The following is an 18,018-nucleotide window of genomic DNA, read 5'->3' on the forward strand; positions in this document are numbered from 1 at the left end:
GTCGAATGACCCTCATCTTGCAGGCGCCCACTTTTGCGACGGGCATAAAAAAGCGCCGCCTTCCCGGCAGCGCTTTTATCAATCCGTTGTTTTTCTTCTTATCCTTCCATCACATCCCACAATGCTTCCAGTTCCGCCTCGCTGAATAAACCAGCGGGATAGCGCTCGATCATCATCCGGCGCGGATCAGGTTCTCTGATCTGACGCGTTCCATTGGACTTCAACCACTGTGCCAGGACTTGAAGCGATTCGCTGTTAACTGCCAGGGGATGCAGTGCCCGCTCGCCCACTACGTTCATTTCGGCGTTCATCTCAGCGCTCTCTCCTGGTTTGTGAGCGGCTAACTTATCCAAGGTTTATGACAGAACATCGAAGTTCTCTCCCTCCCCGTGTTGCGCCATCGAAGATACAAGAGCTATGCCAATGTTTTCGAAGTGTCGATAAGTGGATACAAAAAAGCCCGCAGTCCTGATGGGCTGCGGGCTTTCTGCGAAACGAAGAGGCTAAACCGTTGCTCAATCGATTTTTCAATCAACTCAAGCTGTTACGTCCTCACTCACTCCTTGTGCGGAGCGGGCTGTTGTTGGGTAAGGCAATGGATGTTACCGCCCCCAAGTAACAGTTCGCGACCCGGCACCATCACGACTTCGTGCTGCGGGAACAGGTTCTGCAAAATCTCTTTGGCCGGCCCGTCCAGCGGGTCGTCGAAGCTCGGCGCGATGATGCCGCCGTTGACGATCAGGAAGTTCACGTAAGAGCCGGCCAGACGCACGGTCGGATTGCGCTCCTGAGTGCCGTCCACCGGGTCCACACCTGCGCACTCTTCTTCGGTCGCATACAGCGGCCCCGGAATCGGCATTTTGTGCACCGTGAACGAGCGCCCCTTGGCATCGGTGCTGTTTTGCAGCACGTTCATGGCCGCCTGGCAGCGCGGGTAGTTCGGGTCCTGCGGGTCGTCGGTCCAGGCCAGCAGCACTTCACCCGGACGCACATAGCAGCAGAAGTTATCCACATGGCCGTCGGTTTCGTCGTTGAACAAGCCGTCCGGCAGCCAGATAATCTTATCCACAGCCAGGTTTGCGCTGAGCACCGCTTCGATTTGCTCACGGCTCATGTGCGGATTGCGATTGCGGTTGAGCAGGCATTCTTCGGTGGTGATCAGGGTGCCTTCGCCATCGACATGAATCGAGCCGCCTTCGAGCACAAAACCCTCGGTGCGGTAGCGCGGGCTGCGCTCGATTTCGAGGATCTTGCCCGCCACCTGCGAATCACGGTTCCACGGCGAATACAAACCGCCGTCGAAACCGCCCCAGGCATTGAAGTCCCAGTCCACGCCACGGACTTCGCCGCTGTTATTGATGACGAACGTCGGGCCGGTATCCCGGACCCAGGCGTCATCGCTGGACATCTCCACCACACGAATATTCGGCACGTCGAGACGAGCGCGCGCGTTTTCGTACTGGCCCGCGGAGACCGCCACGGTCACCGGTTCGAAACGCGCGATGGCCTTGGCCACTGCAACATGCGCGGCTTGCGCAGGTTTGCCACCCAGGCGCCAGTTGTCCGGGCGCTCGGGCCAGACCATCCAGGTCTGGGTTTGGGGTGCCCACTCGGCGGGCATGTAAAAGCCGTCGGCGCGAGGGGTGCTGTTCAAAGTGGTCATGGCTTCAGGACTCCAGGGAACCGTCGAGGGTTTTGATCGCGCCGTACAGGTTCGGACGACGGTCGCGGAACGAACCCCAGGCGCTGCGAATGTGCTCCAGCTCATCGAGGTCGAAGCTGTGAACCAGAATGCCTTCTTCGGTTTTGTTCAGCTCTTGGACTTTCTCGCCAAACTGGTTGGCGATGAACGACGAGCCGTAGAAGGTAATGTCGTAACCGTCCTGCTCTTCATTGCCGATGCGGTTGCTGGCGATCAGCGGCATCAGGTTGGCACCGGCATGGCCCTGTTGCACGCGCTGCCAGTGGTCGCGGGACGAAATGGTCTTGTCGTGCGGCTCACTGCCAATGGCAGTCGGGTAGAACAGAATTTCCGCGCCTTGCAGCGCCATGCTGCGGGCGCACTCAGGGAACCACTGATCCCAGCAGATGCCCACGCCGATTTTCGCGTAACGGGTGTTCCACACTTTGAAACCGGTATCTCCCGGGTTGAAGTAGTACTTTTCGTGATAGCCAGGGCCATCCGGGATGTGGCTTTTACGATAAATCCCGAGGTTGCTGCCGTCGGCATCGATGATCGCGATGCTGTTGAAACGCGCGCGACCGGCCAATTCGTAGAAGCTGATCGGTAGCACCACTTGCAGTTCCTTGGCGACTTTCTGGAAGTGCTTGATGGCAACGTTGTCTTCTACCGTCGTGGCCAGTTGCAGGTAGTCCGGGTTTGGCTTCTGGCAGAAGTACGGAGCCTCGAACAGTTCCTGGATCAGGATGATTTGCGCGCCTTTCGCCGCGGCCTCACGGACCAGCTTTTCAGCGGTCTCGATGTTGGCTTCAAGGTCCCAGGAACAAGCCATCTGGGTGGCGGCGACGGTAACGATACGACTCATGAATCATCTCCTGGGCAAGTGCTTGAGGGTCAGTGTGGCATCGACCGATGACAGAACGGGAATCACCGGGCGTGGTTCGTCCACACTGTGGGCAGTGGCGACTTTATAGCCGATAAAAATCGGCTTTAAAAGCGATAAATATCCACTACGTCTAAATATCCTCAAAAATTCCCGATAACAATCGACATTTTCAACCTCTAGGAGCTGTCTACAAACCTTCGCCCAGCACCTTCGACAGCATGTCCACAAAGAAGTCCACACTCTGCCGCGACGTGACCATCGGTGGTTTGATCTTGAGGATGTTCAGGTAATCACCCGTCGGCTGCATGAAAATCCCCAACTCACGAAGGCGATCGCACAACGCCGTGGTTTCTTCGGTCGCCGGTTCAAGGGTTTCGCGATTGCGGACCAACTCCACGCCCAGATAGAAACCGGAACCATGCACCGCCCCCACCAACGGATGCAGGTCGATCAAGGCTTCAAGACGCTCCTTGAAGTACCCGCCCACGACCTGGGCGTTTTCCCAGAGTTTTTCTTCTTCCATCACATCCAGCACCGCCATGCCGATCCGGCAACTGACCGGGCTGCCACCCGCCGACGAGAAGAAATAACCCTCGGCCTCCAGCGCTTCGGCAATCTCCCGACGGGTAATGACGGCGCCCAACGGCTGGCCGTTACCCATGCCTTTGGCCATGGTGATGATATCGGGCACCACGCCCTGCTCTTCGAAGCCCCAGAAGAATTTGCCCATGCGGCCGTAACCGACCTGCACCTCATCGGCGATGCACACCCCGCCCTGAGCACGGACCAGCGCATAGACCTGCTTCAAATAGCCCGGTGGTAGAGAGATGCCGCCGGCATTGCCATACACCGGCTCGCAGATGAAACCGGCAAGTTGGCGTTTCTGCCCGGCGATTTTCGCCAGGTTGTGTTCGACGCTGCGCACGTAGTCCGGTGCGCTGTCCGGGCCACGGAATTCACCGCGATAGGTGTTCGGCGCGGTCACCGGGTGCACCCAATCGGGACGGCTGCTCAAGGCCTTGGGGTTGTCGGCAATCGAGGTCGAGACCGCATCCGCCGCCACCGACCAGCCGTGATACGCCTCCAGCACACTGAGCATGTCGCGGCCGCCGCTGTAGGCCCAGGCCAGACGAATCGCCAGGTCATTGGCCTCGGTGCCGCTGTTGACCAGGAATACCCGGTCCATGTTGTCCGGTGCCAACTTCAACAAGCGCTCGGAAAACTCGGCAATCGCTGCGTAGTGAAAACGCGAGTTGGTGTTGAGCAACGACCATTGACGGCCGGCGACGGCGGCCATGCGCGGATGACCATGACCCAACACCGCAACGTTATTAAGCATGTCGAGGTAGGAGCGGCCCTGCATGTCGATCAGATGATTGCGCCAGCCCCGCTCGATGCGCGGCGGGTCGACGTAATAATGCTTCTGGGATCGGGCGAAACTGGCGTCGCGACGGGCCAGCAAGGTTTGCGGGTCGAGTTCTTCTTCGGCATCGCAGGCCAGACCCAGCAACGCGGCCGGTGACGGACACAACGCCTGCCAGGCGGCGGCGCGCGAAGGTGTGCAAAACAACGGCGCGTCGAGCTGAGCGCCTCGACACAATTGCACGATCAACGGCCCGCTGACCGAACCCAGCACCTGACCTTTGACCAATGCTGCGCCCACGTGCAACGACGGTGTCACACCCCACAGCCGTAAACTCAGTTGCGGACCATCCAGTTGCAGCACACCCACTGCCGGCTGGTGAACCGTTCCGGCAAACGGCGATTCGACCGCCGTGCCATGGGGCACTCGCAACTCGACGTGCAGAGGGCAAGTGGCCGGTTCAGTGGCGCTGTCCGGTTGGGTGCGAGACAGACGATATTGCCCATAACGACTGGCCGCCAGACCGTGGGCCGCGGCGGCCTCGGTCAGCAGGTGCTGGTCGATCCCCTCCTGTTCCCAGTTACCCGCTTCGAAGTGCGGGCTGAGGACACCCAGATCGATCAAAGCAAACTCACGCCCCACCAGACTCGGCAACAAGGGCGCAAAGCCTTCGCTGCCAATGCTCGGCAGGCCTTGACCAACCGCGGCAAGAATCGCCGCCTCCATCAACCCCAGCGGCACCGATGTGGCCACGCGGAAAATTTCCCACTCATGGGTCAGGTTGTCGCGACTGTACTCGTTGCCCGGATCAATGCTGACCTGCTGTTCGCCACTCAGCACCAACACCGCCGAGCGCGCAACGATCAGCGGCCAGAGCGCCAGCAGTTCTTCATGTTGCAGCGGATTGATCGCGTGATAGGCCCGAACCGCCGGCAAGATGTAGAACGGATCGCCATCGGCATGGTGCAGCAGCGCGGCACAGGTCACCGACAGATCGGTGATCCGCCAGGTTCGGACCAGGTCGCCGAAATCGATGACACCCTGCAACTGCCATTGGCGCTGCGCATCTCGCTGCCAGACCACGTTGTCGTCGGTGATGTCCATGTGAATCGCCTGCACCGGCAGCTTATCCACCAAGGGCTGCAAATGGCGCTCGGCCTGCTCGGCCGCTTCAGCAATCAGCTTGCGTTGCTGATCATCCTTGATCACCGGCAGCAAATGCGCGATCAACGCGTTAGCGTGGCGGGCGTCCCATTGAAGGGTGCGCTCAAGGCCAGGATGGTCGAAGCTGGCCAGTGCCAGGTCCATCTCGCCGCAGAGCCGACCGAAACCGGCGACCACTGCCTGGCTCAGATGGTCGAGGTGCGTCAGGGACTGGCCGTCGATGTAATCGAGCAGACGTACATGCACCGCTTGACCGCCGGCCTCCAGGGAGAGCAGGTCAGTACCATTTTTGGCCGGGATCACTCGCGGCACCTGCACGCCGGGATGTTCGGCCAAGTGCTTGAGCCCTGCGTGCTGGGCTTGCAGTTCCAGCACCGAGTAATCGCCACGGCAGATCTTCAGGACGAAACGCCCCTGCTCGCTGTCGACGCGGTAGTTGAGATCCTGCTGGCTTCCAAGAGCTTGCAACCGTCCGCTCAGCCCGTAATGTTCTTCCAGCAACTCAAGCGCTTGCACCGCGGACACTTGCGGGCTGGGCAGACTGGCGCGGTGAATCAACGTGGCGAGCGGCATACAACGACCCCTGAAATTTTATTAGGCGCTTATATCGCCACTGCCGGGGGCGATAAGCAACCCCCCTTCCCTGGTTGGCCTGAATCAAATGCGTGAGCAACTCTCTTCACAGCCCCACTCGCGCCTGCCGGCACTTTGCGTAAGAATGTCGGCCATCAACGCCTATTGCTGGAGAAACACCATGAACGTAGTCATCACCGACCTGCCCGGTGTTCTGATCATCGAGCCCAAGGTATTTGGTGATGAGCGCGGCTTCTTCTATGAAAGCTTCAACGCCAAGGCTTTCGAAGAAGCAACCGGCCTGAGCACCCGATTCGTGCAGGACAACCATTCCCGCTCGCAAAAAGGCGTACTGCGCGGCTTGCACTACCAGCTGGAAAACACTCAGGGCAAACTGGTCCGCGTCACCGCCGGTGAAGTGCTGGACGTGGCCGTGGACATTCGCCGCAGCTCGCCGCATTTCGGCAAATGGGTCGCGGTGCGCCTGTCCGCCGACAACCATCGCCAGCTCTGGGTACCGGAAGGTTTTGCCCATGGTTTCGTGGTGCTGAGCGATTTCGCCGAGTTCCTCTACAAAACCACCGACTACTACACCCCGTCGGCTGAACGCAGCATTCGCTGGGACGACCCGGACTTGGGCATCGACTGGCAGCTGGACGAAGCACCGCAGCTGTCCGCCAAGGATCAGGCCGCCGCGTTCTTCAAGGACGCTGAAGTCTTTTCCTGAATTGCTGTCTGAATTTTCAACGCCAGCACGCACTTGATCCTGGGTGCGCAGACTGCGCCCGCAAGCCTAGGCATAATGCGTCTATACCCACAGGCGCTTGATGCTCATGACACCGACCCTCCCCCGCAGACCCCGCTGGCGCAGCCTGGCACTGCTTGCGTTGTGCCTGGCACCCTTGCTGTGGCCACTGGAGCATCTGGCCGAGCGTTATTACCGCAGCGAGCTGGCCGGGCAGAACCGTCAGACCCTCGACCTCTACGTCGCCAACCTGCTGGGTACCCTGCACCGCTATGAAGTGCTGCCGCAGATTCTCGGCGACCTGCCCGCCCTGCGTGCGACGTTGGGCGCACCCGACGAGGGCGTGATTCAAGGCAATGCCAATCGCCTGTTGAAACACATCAGTGCCCAGACCGGCGCCGAAGTCATGTACCTGATGGACACCACCGGCAAGACGCTGGCGGCCTCCAACTGGGATAAAAACGACAGCTTCGTCGGTCGCAATTTCTCTTTCCGTCCTTATTTCAGTGAAGCCATGGCCGGGCGCCTGGGGCGCTTCTTTGGCCTGGGCACTACCTCGGCCAAGCGCGGTTACTTCTTCGCGGCGGCGGTACACGATCGTGAAAAAATCATCGGCGTGTTGGTGGTCAAGGTTGACCTCGATCACACCGAAAGCCTCTGGGGCAAAACCCCGGAACAACTGCTGGTCACCGACCACAACGGTGTGGTCATCCTCACGTCGCGGCCAGAATGGCGTTTCCGTTCGACCCGTCCATTGAGCGATGAGGAGAACAAGGCCGTCGCCGCGATTCAACCCTATCCGACCCGCGATCCAAAGCCGTTGAGTCTCGACCCCAATGCCTGGCTGACCCAAACCCGGCAGATCGAAGAAACCGGCTGGAGTGTCAGTATCCTTGCTCCACGCACCCTGATCGACCGCCCCGTGCGCACAGTCGTGGCCATCGGCGGCGCAACGCTGCTGGTATTAATGCTGCTGCTCGGCCTGATGATGCAACGCCGACGCCATTACCTGGAGCGGATCGCCTTCGAAGCCAAGGCCCGCCAGGAACTGGAAGGCCGGGTCGCCGAACGGACCAGCGACCTCGAGGGCCTCAACCGTCGACTGAAACAGGAAGTGCTGGAGCGCGAACATGCCCAGCAAGAACTGGTACGCGCTCAGGATGATCTGGTACAGGCCGGCAAGCTCTCGGCGTTGGGGACAATGTCGGCGAGTATCAGCCATGAACTCAACCAACCGCTGGCGGCAATCCGCAGCTACGCGGAAAACACCGAAGTGCTGCTCGATCATCAGCGCACCGAAGATGCTCGCGGCAACCTCAAGCTGATCAGCGAACTGACCGGGCGCATGGCGTCGATCATCGCCCACCTGCGCGCCTTCGCCCGACGTGATCGCCACGCCCCGGAGAGCGTGGCCCTGCAACCGGCGCTGGACGACGCCCTGGCGTTACTGGCCAAGCGTCGGCGCAGCATGGAAGTCGAGCTGATCCGCGACCTGCCGGCCGCCACCCTGTGGGTCGAGGCCGGAGAAACCCGTCTGCGCCAGGTACTCGGCAATCTGCTGGCCAATGCGCTCGATGCGCTGACGGAAAAAGGCCCGCCGCGTAAACTCTGGTTGAGTGCCCAATCCACCACCGACGGCGTCACTCTGTACATTCGCGACAACGGCCCCGGGTTCTGCCTGGAAGCGCTGGGTCGTGCCGGCGAGCCCTTCTACACCACCAAGACCCGCACTCAGGGACTTGGGCTGGGGCTGGCGATCTGCGACACCCTGATGCGCGCCTTCGGTGGTGAACTGTCGTTCTCCAACCATAAGGAAGGCGGCGCCCTGATTACCCTGAAGCTGCGCGCAGGCGCGCCGGGTGTGAGCCTGCAACCGTCCGAGGACCGAAGTGCATGACCATCGACAACCGCATCCAGGTCGTGTTGATCGACGATGATCCCCACCTGCGCCAAGCCCTGAGCCAGACCCTGGACCTGGCCGGCCTGAAGATCCTGCCGCTCGCTGAAGCCAAGGGCCTGGCCGGGCAACTGGAACGCGACTGGCCAGGCGTGGTGGTCAGTGACATCCGCATGCCGGGCATGGACGGCCTCGAACTGCTGACCGAACTCCACGCCCAGGATCCGGAGCTGCCCGTGCTGCTGATCACCGGCCACGGCGATGTACCCCTGGCGGTGCAAGCCATGCGCGCCGGGGCTTATGACTTTCTGGAAAAACCTTTCGCCAGCGACGCCCTGCTCGACAGCGTACGTCGCGCGCTGGCCCTGCGCCGTCTGGTACTGGACAACCGCAGCCTGCGGCTGGCCCTGAGCGATCGCAACGAACTGAGCGCCCGACTGGTCGGGCAATCGACGCCAATGCTGCGCCTGCGCGAGCAGATCGGGGCGCTGGCAGCGACCAAGGCTGACGTGCTGATCCTCGGTGAAACCGGTGCTGGCAAAGAAGTGGTGGCCCGCGCGCTGCACGACTTGTCGAGTCGGCGTAACGGCCCGTTCGTGGCAATCAACGCCGGGGCCCTGGCCGAGTCGGTGGTGGAAAGCGAGCTGTTCGGTCACGAACCCGGCGCGTTTACCGGCGCGCAGAAGCGCCGCATCGGCAAGTTCGAATTCGCCAACGGCGGCACGTTGTTCCTCGATGAAATCGAAAGCATGAGCCTGGATGTGCAGGTGAAATTGCTGCGCTTGCTGCAAGAGCGGGTCGTCGAGCGCCTGGGTGGCAATCAGTTGATCCCGCTGGACATCCGCATCATCGCCGCAACCAAGGAAGACTTGCGGCAATCCGCCGATCAGGGGCGCTTCCGTGCCGACTTGTATTACCGCCTGAACGTTGCGCCGTTGCGCATTCCGCCACTGCGCGAACGGGGCGAAGATGCGCTGGTGCTGTTCCAGCATTTCGCTGACGAAGCCAGCGCCCGCCACGGCTTGCCGCCCCACGAACTGCAACCGGGGCAACGGGCGCTGCTGCTGCGTCACCGCTGGCCAGGTAACGTGCGGGAACTGCAGAACGCCGCCGAGCGCTTTGCCCTGGGCCTGGAGCTGGCACTGGACAACAGTGCGCCGGATGGCGGTGTCGGCACCACGGTTGAAGTGGTCAGCGGCGGCTTGAGCGAGCAAGTCGAGAACTTCGAGAAGAGCCTGATTGCCGCCGAACTGGCGCGCTCGCACAGCTCCGTGCGCAGCCTCGCCGAAGCGCTCGGCATTCCGCGCAAAACCCTGCACGACAAACTGCGCAAGCATGGCCTGAACTTCGCCGATGGCGGCACCAGCAGCCATACCGACGACCTCGATTGAGCTACCGTAAAATCATCCTCATCAAACAAAAGGCCCGCGAATGAACCGCGACAGTCGTCACCTGGAATCGATCCTCTATCGCGACATCCCCCTCACGCGGGATATGGGCCTCAAAGTGCTCGACTGGCATGACCAACAACTGCGCCTGCATCTGCCGCTTGCGCCCAACGTCAATCACAAGAGCACCATGTTCGGTGGCAGCCTGTATTGCGGCGCGGTGCTCGCCGGCTGGGGCTGGCTGCATTTGCGTTTGCGTGAAGAAGGCATCGAAGACGGGCACATCGTGATTCAGGAAGGGCAGATCAACTACCCGCTGCCGGTCACCATGGACGCGACAGCGATTTGCCAGGCGCCGAATGCAGCAGTGTGGAGGAAGTTCCTGGCGATGTATCGACGCTATGGGCGAGCGCGGTTGACGCTGCATTCGCGGATCGTGAATGCAGGGAGTGATGAGGATGCGGTGAGGTTTACCGGGCAATACGTCCTTCACCGGTAAAGCAAACGATCTTAAAAGATCGCAGCCTCGTTGCACTCGACAGCTCCTACAGAGAAGCGCGCCCCCTGTAGGAGCTGTCGAGTGAAACGAGGCTGCGATCTCTTGATCTTTACGCCCGAGCGAGCGCCAATAGTTTCTCCCGCCAAGCTGCTTTAGCCGGCAGCGCCAGGAAGAACTCATTCAGCAACGATTCCCGCGCCGGATAACAGAACGGCGCGCCGCTCAAATCCAGCACCTCACCGCCGGCGCCTTCCAGCACACCTTGAGCCGCGGCCGTGTCCCACTGCGAAGTTGGCGCCAATCGCGGATAACAATCCGCAGCCCCTTCCGCCAGCAGGCAAAACTTCAGTGAGCTACCGATATTCGCCAGTTGCAGCTCGCCCAGACTGTCACTCAACCCCGCCAGTAAGCGCTCCTGCTCAGGGCTTGAATGCCGACGACTGGCGACCACCGTGAAGGCTTCACCCGCAGCCGGCACCTCGCGAACCTGAATTGGCAACGGCTCGGCGCCTTTATCGCCACGCCAGGCACCCAGCCCGGCACCGCCGACATAAAATCGCCCGCTGGTCGGCATCGACACCACGCCAAACACCACACGCCCCTGCTCGATCAGCGCGATATTGACAGTGAACTCTTCGCTGCCGGAGATGAACTCCTTAGTGCCGTCCAGAGGGTCGACCAACCACCAACGCTGCCAGCCGGCACGCACGCTCTGGGGGATGTTGGCATCCTCTTCGGACAGCACCGGAATAGTCGGGTCCAGCGCCGTCAACCCGGCAAGAATCACATGGTGAGCGGCCATGTCGGCAGCTGTGACCGGGGAATCATCGGACTTTGCGGTCACAGCAACGTTGACGCGCCAGAACGGCAGGATCGCCTCGCCAGCCTTCAATGCCAGCTCGACCACCGGCGCCATCAACGGATGGGGAAAATTCAACTTCATGGCAGGAACACCCCACGCTGAGTCAACAGATCACGGGCCAGATACAGCGCCGCCAAGGCACGGCCCTCGGTGAATCGCGGGTTCTGCGCCAACGCCGACAATTCCCGCAGGTTGATCTTGTCCATCCCCATCGGCTCGGGCTCGTCACCCTCCAGGCGTTCTTCGTACAAATCGGTGGCCAGCACCACCTGGATCTTCTGGCTCATGTAGCCAGGTGACAACGACAACTCGGTCAGATGCTCCAGTTGCCGCGCGCCATACCCGGCCTCTTCCTTGAGCTCCCGCTCGGCCGCCGCCAGCACGTCTTCGCCCGGCTCGATCAAGCCTTTGGGCAGGGACAATTCGTAGGCATCGGTGCCACCGCAGTATTCCTCCACCAACACGGCGTGGTCCGCGTCGAGCATCGCCACGATCATCACCGCACCATAACCAGCGCCTTTGCCGACCAATCGCTCGTAAGTGCGTTCCACGCCATTGGAAAAGCGCAATTTCAGCTCTTCGACACAGAATAATCGGCTGGTGGCGACGATCTCGCGGGCGAGTATGGTGGGTTTCTGGCGCATGAGAAGCTCCTTGGCGTGAACGCGTTACTATACCCGGCCTATCCTGATTGTTTACCTCGGATATCTTTTTTACCGCTGGAGAAGTTTTTTATGTCCCTGCTGCCCTGGCGCGACATCGATACCGTTCTGCTGGATATGGACGGCACGCTGCTGGACCTGCACTACGACAACCATTTCTGGCTGGAACACCTGCCAAAGCGTTATGCCGAGTTGCACGGGGTGAGCCTGGCCATGGCGGAGCTGGAATTGCAGCCACTGTTCGAGCGCCATGCCGGTCAGTTGCAGTGGTATTGCCTGGACTTCTGGAGCGCCGAACTGAAGTTGTCGGTGCGCGAACTGAAACTGGAAACCGCGCACCTGATCGCCCTGCGTCCGGATGCGGACACTTTTCTGGCAGCAATCAAACAGGCCGGCAAGCGCGTGGTACTGATCACCAACGCCCACCGCGACTCGTTGTCATTGAAACTGGAAAGAATTGAACTGGCGCCGTATTTCGAGCGCTTGATCAGCTCTCACGATTACGGTTTCGCCAAAGAAGACCCGCAGTTCTGGGATGCCTTGCAGGCCGATATCGGCTTCGACCCGGCACGCTGTCTGTTCATCGACGACACCCTGCCGATCCTGCGCAGCGCACGCAACTTTGGGGTGGCGCACCTGCTGGCCGTCAGCGAGCCGGACAGCCGCAAAGGGCCGAAGGACACGGCAGAGTTTGCGGCGGTGGGGGATTATCGGGAGCTCATCGCAGGGCTTTAGAGTCTGACGCGGTCGTTGTGGCGAGGGAGCAAGCTCCCTCGCCACAGGTTCTGTGTTATTCAGGAATCCGCAACACCTGCCCCGGATAGATCTTGTCCGGGTGCGAAAGCATTGGTTTGTTGGCTTCAAAGATTTTGTTGTACTTGTTCGCGTCGCCGTATGCCGCCTTGGAAATCGCGCTGAGGGTGTCGCCCTTTTTAACGGTGACGAACTGCGCTGCCTTGGCAACCGGCCCCGTTACGGTGATCTGGTCATCGACACTACCGACACCGGCAATATTGCCCACGGCCAACAGAATTTTTTCCTTCTCTTCCTGGCTTGCCACTTCACCGGTGACGGTGACTTTGTCGCCATCGATGGTCGCCTGAACATTCGGGTTACCCAAGCCGACCTTGCTGATGTGTGCCTTCAGCTGCTCGCTGGCGTTGGCATTGCCGGGTGTCAGCAGATCAATAAGTTTTTCACCTGCTTCTTTCACAAAGCTAAAAATACTCATGGTGCACGCTCCTTGGGGTTTGGGTTCCAGACGCCCAAGACTAGACCAGTCGTTTGAAGACCGGTTCCCAGCCGACCAATGACCCAACCCCGCGCAGGCGGTAGAATCGCAAACCTTGCCGGCGCCCTGGAGCGAAGATGGACATCAAGCAGCTGAAATTCCTCATCGCTCTCGACGAAACCCGACACTTCGGCCAGGCCGCCGCGCGTTGCCACATCACCCAGCCGACGTTGTCCATGCGTCTGCGCAGCCTTGAGGAAGAACTCGAACTGCCGCTGGTCAATCGCGGCCAACGCTTCGAAGGTTTCACTGCGCCGGGTGAGCGCGTGCTGGCATGGGCGCGTACGGTGTTGGCGGCCTACGACGGTTTGCAGGCCGAAGCGGCGGCCTGTCGCGGCAACCTCGTGGGTACGTTGCGTCTGGGGGTGGTGCCGCTGTCGAGTTTCGACCCGGTGCCGCTGATGCAACGCCTGCACGCCGCACACCCGAACCTGCGGTTCGAACTCTCGGCCCTGAGTTCCGAACAGATCCTTGAACAACTGGCGAATAACCGTCTCGACCTCGGCGTATCGTACCTGGAGCATCTGGACGGCGAGCGCTTCGACTCCCTGGCGTTCAGCGAAACCCACATGGGCCTGCTCTACGATCAACGCTTCTTCAGTTTCGGCGAGACGCCACTGAGCTGGGAGTCGCTGATCGAACTACCCATGGGCATGCTCACCAGCGGCATGCATTTTCGTCAGTCCATCGACCATAACTTCCACAGCCGTGGCCTGACCCCACAGCCGTTGCTGCAAACCGATGCAGTCCACCAATTGTTACAAGCGGTACACGGTGGCCTGTGCTGCGCGGTGATGCCGCTGAACAGCGGCCTCGAAAACCTCACTGATCACTTGCGCCTGCAACCCATCGAAAGCGCCCAGACCCTCGCCCGGCTGGGGCTGATCATGCGTCGTAGTGCTCCGCGTTCGGCCTTGGCAGAAGCCTGTTTTGCGATCTATCAGAAATCACTGACAGACTCTTGATCGACGCCATCTATCGGTAGATCAGTAATAGCGATTAGACGTGACATGTTGACACGCCTAGGCTTAAAGCTGACCAAACCGTCGGTGATGCCTAATGAACGCCAAGCGCCCCGGCTGCGCGGCGCCCGCTCTCGAAACGCCCGCGCCCGCCGCAAGCCAGACATACAGTTACTGCAACCTTGAATACTCCGAATCGTCCAGCACCGCGCTGGCCGAAGAAGTCGCGCTGGCGATCGCCTACAACGGCATCAGCCAGGCCGTCATGTTGGTGACGCCGACGGACCTTGAAGACTTCATCGTCGGCTTCAGCCTCGGCAGCGGCATCATCGAAGACGCTTCAGACATCTATGACCTGCAACTCAGCGGCTCGGGTTCGGCGCAATACGCGCAAGTGACCATCGCCAACCGCGCCTTCTGGAACCTCAAGCAGCAGCGCCGGCAACTGGCCGGCACCAGCGGTTGCGGGCTCTGTGGCGTGGAAGCGGTGGAGCAAGCGCTGCCCGATCTCAAGGTGCTGCCCGGCGCCCCGCTGCCCCCGGCCGAATGGCTGGACGGCCTGCGCCATCGCATCGGCGAATTCCAGCCTTTGGGCCAGCATTGCGGCGCGGTGCATGCGGCGGTGTTCATGAACGGCAAAGGCGAATTGCTGCTGGGCCGTGAAGACATCGGTCGGCACAACGCCCTCGATAAGCTGATCGGTGGGTTGATCCGCCAGAAGATTCCGACCACCGATGGTCTGGCGATTGTCACCAGCCGTTGCAGCCTCGAATTGATCCAGAAAGTTTTACGCGCCGGCATCCAGACCCTGGTCAGCCTGTCGTCGCCCACGGGCCTGGCCGTGCAATGGGCCCGTCGACACAACCTCAATCTCATCCACCTGCCGCAAAAAAGTGCGCCGCGGGTCTACAGCCCCGCGACGGAGAAACAAGCGTGAGCCAACACCAACAAGCCGACCAGAAACCCGTTCCACGTTACAAGCCTTATAAAGGACCGGCCGGTGGCTGGGGCGCGCTGGCCAGCGTTGCCCGTGCCTGGTTGACCAGCGACAACGCGTTGAAAAATCTGCGCATGATGCTCAAGACCAACAAGAACGGCGGGTTCGACTGCCCCGGTTGCGCCTGGGGCGATTCTAAGGAAGCCGGCATGGTGGCGTTCTGCGAGAACGGCGCCAAAGCAGTGAACTGGGAAGCGACCAAACGGCGTGTCGATGGCGCGTTTTTCGCCAAGCACAGCGTTAGCTCGTTGCTGGAACAAAGTGATTATTGGCTCGAGTACCAGGGCCGTCTGACCGAGCCGCTGAGCTATGACGCCGAAACCGATCGTTACAAACCGATCAGTTGGGAAGCCGCCTTCGCCCTGATCGGCAAACACCTGCAAGGGCTGTCGAGCCCGAATCAGGCCGAGTTTTACACCTCGGGCCGTGCCAGCAACGAAGCGGCGTTCCTCTATCAATTGTTCGTGCGCGCCTATGGCACCAACAATTTCCCCGACTGCTCGAACATGTGCCACGAAGCCAGCGGTGTGGCATTGGCCCAAAGCGTCGGAGTCGGCAAAGGCACCGTGACCTTCGACGATTTCGAACATGCAGATGCAATTTTTGTCTGGGGCCAAAACCCTGGCACCAACCACCCGCGGATGCTCGAGCCACTGCGCGAAGCGGTGAAACGCGGTGCGCAGGTGGTGTGCATCAACCCACTGAAAGAGCGCGGCCTGGAACGCTTCCAGCACCCGCAACACCCGATCGAAATGCTCACCAACGGCGACAAGCCGACCAACACCGCGTACTTCCGTCCGGCATTGGGCGGCGACATGGCGATCATGCGCGGCATGGCCAAGTTCCTGCTGCAATGGGAGCGCGATGCGCAGAAGGCGGGGGAGCCTGCGGTGTTCGACCACGACTTCCTCAATGAACACAGCGTCAATGTTCTGGAATACCTCGGCATCGTCGACGACACCCCGTGGGAGCAGATCGTCGAGCAATCCGGCCTGCCCCTGGTGGAAATCGAGCAAGCGGCGCGCATGTACGCCAAAGGCAAGAACGTGATCATGTGCTGGGCGATGGGCATCACCCAGCATCGCCATTCGGTGGCGACTATCCAGGAAATCGCCAACCTGATGCTGCTGCGCGGCAACATCGGCCGGCCGGGGGCCGGTCTGTGCCCGGTGCGCGGCCACAGTAACGTGCAGGGCGACCGGACAATGGGCATCAACGAACGTCCGCCGGCGGCGTTCCTCGACTCTCTGGAGCGGCGCTTCCAGTTCAAGGTCCCGCGCGAAAACGGCCACAACGTGGTCGAGGCGATTCACGCCATGGCCGAAGGCCGTTCGAAAGTCTTCATCGGCCTGGGCGGCAACTTCGCCCAAGCCACCCCGGACAGCTCACGGACCTTCCAGGCCCTGAGCAACTGCGACCTGACCGTGCAGATCAGCACCAAGCTCAACCGCAGCCATTTGATCCATGGTAAAGACGCGCTGATCCTGCCGTGCCTGGGCCGCACCGATATTGATATCCAGACCGAAGGCGCCCAAGCGGTGACCGTGGAAGACTCCTTCAGCATGGTCCACGCCTCCAACGGTCAGTTGCAACCGTTGTCGAACCTGATGCGCTCGGAGCCTGCAATCATCGCTGGTATCGCCGCCGCGACCCTGGGCAGCAAACCGGTGGACTGGAACTGGCTGGTGGCTGATTACAGCCGCATCCGCGACCTGATCGCCGACACCATCCCGGGCTTTCGGGACTTCAACGAGAAAGTCCAGAACCCCGGCGGTTTCTACCTGGGCAGCAGTGCCGGCGCACGTCGCTGGAATACCCCATCGGGTCGGGCCAATTTCCGTCCGAACACCCTGCCCAAAGACCTGGTACACGAACGCACCCGCGCCACCGGCGTACTGCCGGACCTGATCATGCAGTCGATGCGCTCCCATGATCAGTACAACACCACCATTTATGGTCTTGATGATCGTTATCGCGGGGTGAAAGGTCAGCGGGATGTGTTGTTCGTCAATGAAGCCGACATCATTCGCCTGGGCTTCAAACCGGGGCAGAAGGCTGACATCGTATCGATCTGGGATGATGGCCGTGAGCGGCGGGTCAAGGGCTTCACCCTGCTGGCGTTTGATATTCCTGCCGGGCAAGCGGCTGCGTACTACCCGGAAGTGAACCCGCTGGTGCCGTTGGAAAGCACTGGGGATGGCAGCCATACGCCGACGTCGAAGTTTGTGGCGATCCGGCTGGAGGCGGCGAGTGAAACCGGGTTGATCATGGCCAAGTCAGCTTGACGGCCCACTCAACAAATTTTTCCGATCCGTACTTTCCAATCGCCCACAAAAAAGGCCGTTTTCATATGAAAACGGCCTTTGAGAAGTAGCTAAAGACCGGCGAAAAACACTTAAGTTCCGCCCAAAAAACAGCAACTTATAGAAATGTGCTCAAGTCGTGTTACTCGTCGGATTTATGTTGTCACAACCACGACACAGCCTCAGGATCGCGCCGTCATCCCCTTGAGGTTCCTCTATGAAGTTCTCCTCGATTCTCTTGTTGTCCCTTGGCCTGGTCAGTGGCTTCGCGTCTGCTGGCGGCACCACCGAAGCAGGTGTGGGCGGCGCATTGGGCGGGGTTCTTGGCTCGGTCGTCGGTCAATCGCTAGGCGGCAGTACAGGTTCAACCATTGGCGCGGCCCTGGGCGGCGCGGGTGGTAGCGCAGTTGGCGCAGACAGACACAGCCGTGGCGAAGCCGCCATTGGCGGTGCGTTGGGCGCAGCTGGCGGTAACGTGGTTGGCCGCAGCATGGGCGGCACCACCGGTAGCCTGATCGGCTCCGCAGCAGGCGGCGGCCTCGGTGGCGCGCTGGGTAATCACATGGGCAACAGTAGCAATGACGACGATGATCGTCGTTCCTATCGTCGTGGTTATGACGATGATGATCGTCGCTACTACCGTGACGGCCATCCGGGTCGTGGCCATGCCTACGGGCATCGCAAGCATCACCATCGCTATCGCGACTGAGGCTTGAATCGCCTCGTTTGCCGGTAGATCCAAAAA

The 18,018-nt window shown here is 60.6% G+C and carries 16 protein-coding genes; 9 read left to right on the forward strand and 7 right to left on the reverse strand.

Annotation, left to right across the window (positions count from 1 at the left end):
* Nucleotides 1-98: 98 nt before the first annotated feature.
* The 4 genes from JUI81_RS06680 to JUI81_RS06695 all read right to left on the reverse strand — a co-directional run bounded on the left by JUI81_RS06680 (nt 99) and on the right by JUI81_RS06695 (nt 5,667).
* Nucleotides 99-311, reverse strand: coding sequence for a hypothetical protein (locus tag JUI81_RS06680; RefSeq protein ID WP_018929289.1), 213 nt, complete (start codon nt 309-311; stop codon nt 99-101).
* A 245-nt stretch (nt 312-556) separates the two neighbouring features.
* Nucleotides 557-1,663: an agmatine deiminase gene (gene aguA / locus JUI81_RS06685; RefSeq protein WP_096481440.1), complete on the reverse strand. Its 1,107-nt coding sequence runs from the start codon at nt 1,661-1,663 to the stop codon at nt 557-559.
* 4 nt (nt 1,664-1,667) lie between these two features.
* The gene (gene aguB / locus JUI81_RS06690; RefSeq protein ID WP_019581765.1) at nt 1,668-2,546 is read right to left on the reverse strand and encodes an N-carbamoylputrescine amidase; all 879 of its coding nucleotides are present in this window, start codon (nt 2,544-2,546) and stop codon (nt 1,668-1,670) included.
* 208 nt (nt 2,547-2,754) lie between these two features.
* Nucleotides 2,755-5,667 carry an aminotransferase gene (locus tag JUI81_RS06695; RefSeq protein WP_204123960.1) on the reverse strand — a complete coding sequence of 971 codons (2,913 nt, stop codon included), beginning with the start codon at nt 5,665-5,667 and terminating at the stop codon, nt 2,755-2,757.
* Between the two features lie 181 nt (nt 5,668-5,848).
* On the opposite strand from JUI81_RS06695, the gene rfbC reads away from it, so the two are divergent.
* The 4 genes from rfbC (at nt 5,849) to JUI81_RS06715 (ending at nt 10,196) form a co-directional block, all read left to right on the forward strand.
* Complete coding sequence (rfbC, locus tag JUI81_RS06700) at nt 5,849-6,394, forward strand: dTDP-4-dehydrorhamnose 3,5-epimerase (protein ID WP_204123961.1); 546 nt, start codon at nt 5,849-5,851, stop codon at nt 6,392-6,394.
* A gap of 106 nt (nt 6,395-6,500) precedes the next feature.
* Entirely contained in the window at nt 6,501-8,309 is a 1,809-nt protein-coding gene (locus tag JUI81_RS06705) for an ATP-binding protein (protein WP_204123962.1), read from the forward strand.
* Complete coding sequence (locus JUI81_RS06710; RefSeq protein ID WP_019581761.1) at nt 8,306-9,700, forward strand: sigma-54 dependent transcriptional regulator; 1,395 nt, start codon at nt 8,306-8,308, stop codon at nt 9,698-9,700. The genes JUI81_RS06705 and JUI81_RS06710 overlap by 4 nt, the downstream gene beginning before the upstream one ends.
* Nucleotides 9,701-9,740: 40 nt before the next feature.
* On the forward strand, nt 9,741-10,196 hold the full coding sequence (locus JUI81_RS06715; protein WP_019581760.1) for a thioesterase domain-containing protein: 456 nt from the start codon (nt 9,741-9,743) through the stop codon (nt 10,194-10,196).
* A 109-nt stretch (nt 10,197-10,305) separates the two neighbouring features.
* On the opposite strand, the gene cysQ is transcribed toward JUI81_RS06715, so the two are convergent.
* A complete protein-coding gene (gene cysQ, locus JUI81_RS06720; protein WP_019651490.1) occupies nt 10,306-11,139 on the reverse strand; it encodes a 3'(2'),5'-bisphosphate nucleotidase CysQ in 834 nt (277 codons plus the stop codon).
* Entirely contained in the window at nt 11,136-11,702 is a 567-nt protein-coding gene (gene nudE / locus JUI81_RS06725; protein ID WP_018929298.1) for an ADP compounds hydrolase NudE, read from the reverse strand. Before nudE ends, cysQ begins: the two co-directional genes overlap by 4 nt.
* A 90-nt stretch (nt 11,703-11,792) precedes the next feature.
* On the opposite strand from nudE, the gene yrfG reads away from it, so the two are divergent.
* Nucleotides 11,793-12,455 carry a GMP/IMP nucleotidase gene (gene yrfG / locus JUI81_RS06730; RefSeq protein ID WP_007939517.1) on the forward strand — a complete coding sequence of 221 codons (663 nt, stop codon included), beginning with the start codon at nt 11,793-11,795 and terminating at the stop codon, nt 12,453-12,455.
* Nucleotides 12,456-12,510: 55 nt separating this feature from the next.
* On the opposite strand, the gene lysM is transcribed toward yrfG, so the two are convergent.
* Complete coding sequence (gene lysM / locus JUI81_RS06735; RefSeq protein WP_018929300.1) at nt 12,511-12,951, reverse strand: peptidoglycan-binding protein LysM; 441 nt, start codon at nt 12,949-12,951, stop codon at nt 12,511-12,513.
* A gap of 137 nt (nt 12,952-13,088) precedes the next feature.
* Here lysM and JUI81_RS06740 point away from each other — a divergent pair, with 137 nt between their 5' ends.
* From JUI81_RS06740 to JUI81_RS06755, 4 genes are all read left to right on the forward strand, one after another.
* Complete coding sequence (locus JUI81_RS06740) at nt 13,089-13,976, forward strand: LysR family transcriptional regulator (RefSeq protein WP_019581758.1); 888 nt, start codon at nt 13,089-13,091, stop codon at nt 13,974-13,976.
* Between the two features lie 94 nt (nt 13,977-14,070).
* Nucleotides 14,071-14,910 carry a formate dehydrogenase accessory sulfurtransferase FdhD gene (gene fdhD / locus JUI81_RS06745; RefSeq protein WP_028939581.1) on the forward strand — a complete coding sequence of 280 codons (840 nt, stop codon included), beginning with the start codon at nt 14,071-14,073 and terminating at the stop codon, nt 14,908-14,910.
* Complete coding sequence (locus JUI81_RS06750; RefSeq protein WP_204123963.1) at nt 14,907-17,255, forward strand: FdhF/YdeP family oxidoreductase; 2,349 nt, start codon at nt 14,907-14,909, stop codon at nt 17,253-17,255. The genes fdhD and JUI81_RS06750 overlap by 4 nt, the downstream gene beginning before the upstream one ends.
* Nucleotides 17,256-17,490: 235 nt before the next feature.
* Nucleotides 17,491-17,982 carry a glycine zipper domain-containing protein gene (locus JUI81_RS06755; RefSeq protein ID WP_019581756.1) on the forward strand — a complete coding sequence of 164 codons (492 nt, stop codon included), beginning with the start codon at nt 17,491-17,493 and terminating at the stop codon, nt 17,980-17,982.
* Nucleotides 17,983-18,018 lie beyond the last annotated feature (36 nt).

The organism is Pseudomonas sp. 008, assembly GCF_016861935.1.
GTDB lineage: Bacteria > Pseudomonadota > Gammaproteobacteria > Pseudomonadales > Pseudomonadaceae > Aquipseudomonas.

What these genes read in the sequence shown, in the direction of transcription:
- nudE (WP_018929298.1), bottom strand. Translation starts at nt 11,702, where the DNA reads ATGCGCCAGAAACCCACCATACTCGCCCGCGAGATCGTCGCCACCAGC.
- rfbC (WP_204123961.1), top strand. Translation starts at nt 5,849, where the DNA reads ATGAACGTAGTCATCACCGACCTGCCCGGTGTTCTGATCATCGAGCCC.
- aguB (WP_019581765.1), bottom strand. Translation starts at nt 2,546, where the DNA reads ATGAGTCGTATCGTTACCGTCGCCGCCACCCAGATGGCTTGTTCCTGG.
- aguA (WP_096481440.1), bottom strand. Translation starts at nt 1,663, where the DNA reads ATGACCACTTTGAACAGCACCCCTCGCGCCGACGGCTTTTACATGCCC.
- fdhD (WP_028939581.1), top strand. Translation starts at nt 14,071, where the DNA reads ATGAACGCCAAGCGCCCCGGCTGCGCGGCGCCCGCTCTCGAAACGCCC.
- cysQ (WP_019651490.1), bottom strand. Translation starts at nt 11,139, where the DNA reads ATGAAGTTGAATTTTCCCCATCCGTTGATGGCGCCGGTGGTCGAGCTG.
- JUI81_RS06710 (WP_019581761.1), top strand. Translation starts at nt 8,306, where the DNA reads ATGACCATCGACAACCGCATCCAGGTCGTGTTGATCGACGATGATCCC.
- JUI81_RS06680 (WP_018929289.1), bottom strand. Translation starts at nt 311, where the DNA reads ATGAACGCCGAAATGAACGTAGTGGGCGAGCGGGCACTGCATCCCCTG.
- lysM (WP_018929300.1), bottom strand. Translation starts at nt 12,951, where the DNA reads ATGAGTATTTTTAGCTTTGTGAAAGAAGCAGGTGAAAAACTTATTGAT.
- yrfG (WP_007939517.1), top strand. Translation starts at nt 11,793, where the DNA reads ATGTCCCTGCTGCCCTGGCGCGACATCGATACCGTTCTGCTGGATATG.
- JUI81_RS06755 (WP_019581756.1), top strand. Translation starts at nt 17,491, where the DNA reads ATGAAGTTCTCCTCGATTCTCTTGTTGTCCCTTGGCCTGGTCAGTGGC.
- JUI81_RS06740 (WP_019581758.1), top strand. Translation starts at nt 13,089, where the DNA reads ATGGACATCAAGCAGCTGAAATTCCTCATCGCTCTCGACGAAACCCGA.
- JUI81_RS06705 (WP_204123962.1), top strand. Translation starts at nt 6,501, where the DNA reads ATGACACCGACCCTCCCCCGCAGACCCCGCTGGCGCAGCCTGGCACTG.
- JUI81_RS06715 (WP_019581760.1), top strand. Translation starts at nt 9,741, where the DNA reads ATGAACCGCGACAGTCGTCACCTGGAATCGATCCTCTATCGCGACATC.
- JUI81_RS06695 (WP_204123960.1), bottom strand. Translation starts at nt 5,667, where the DNA reads ATGCCGCTCGCCACGTTGATTCACCGCGCCAGTCTGCCCAGCCCGCAA.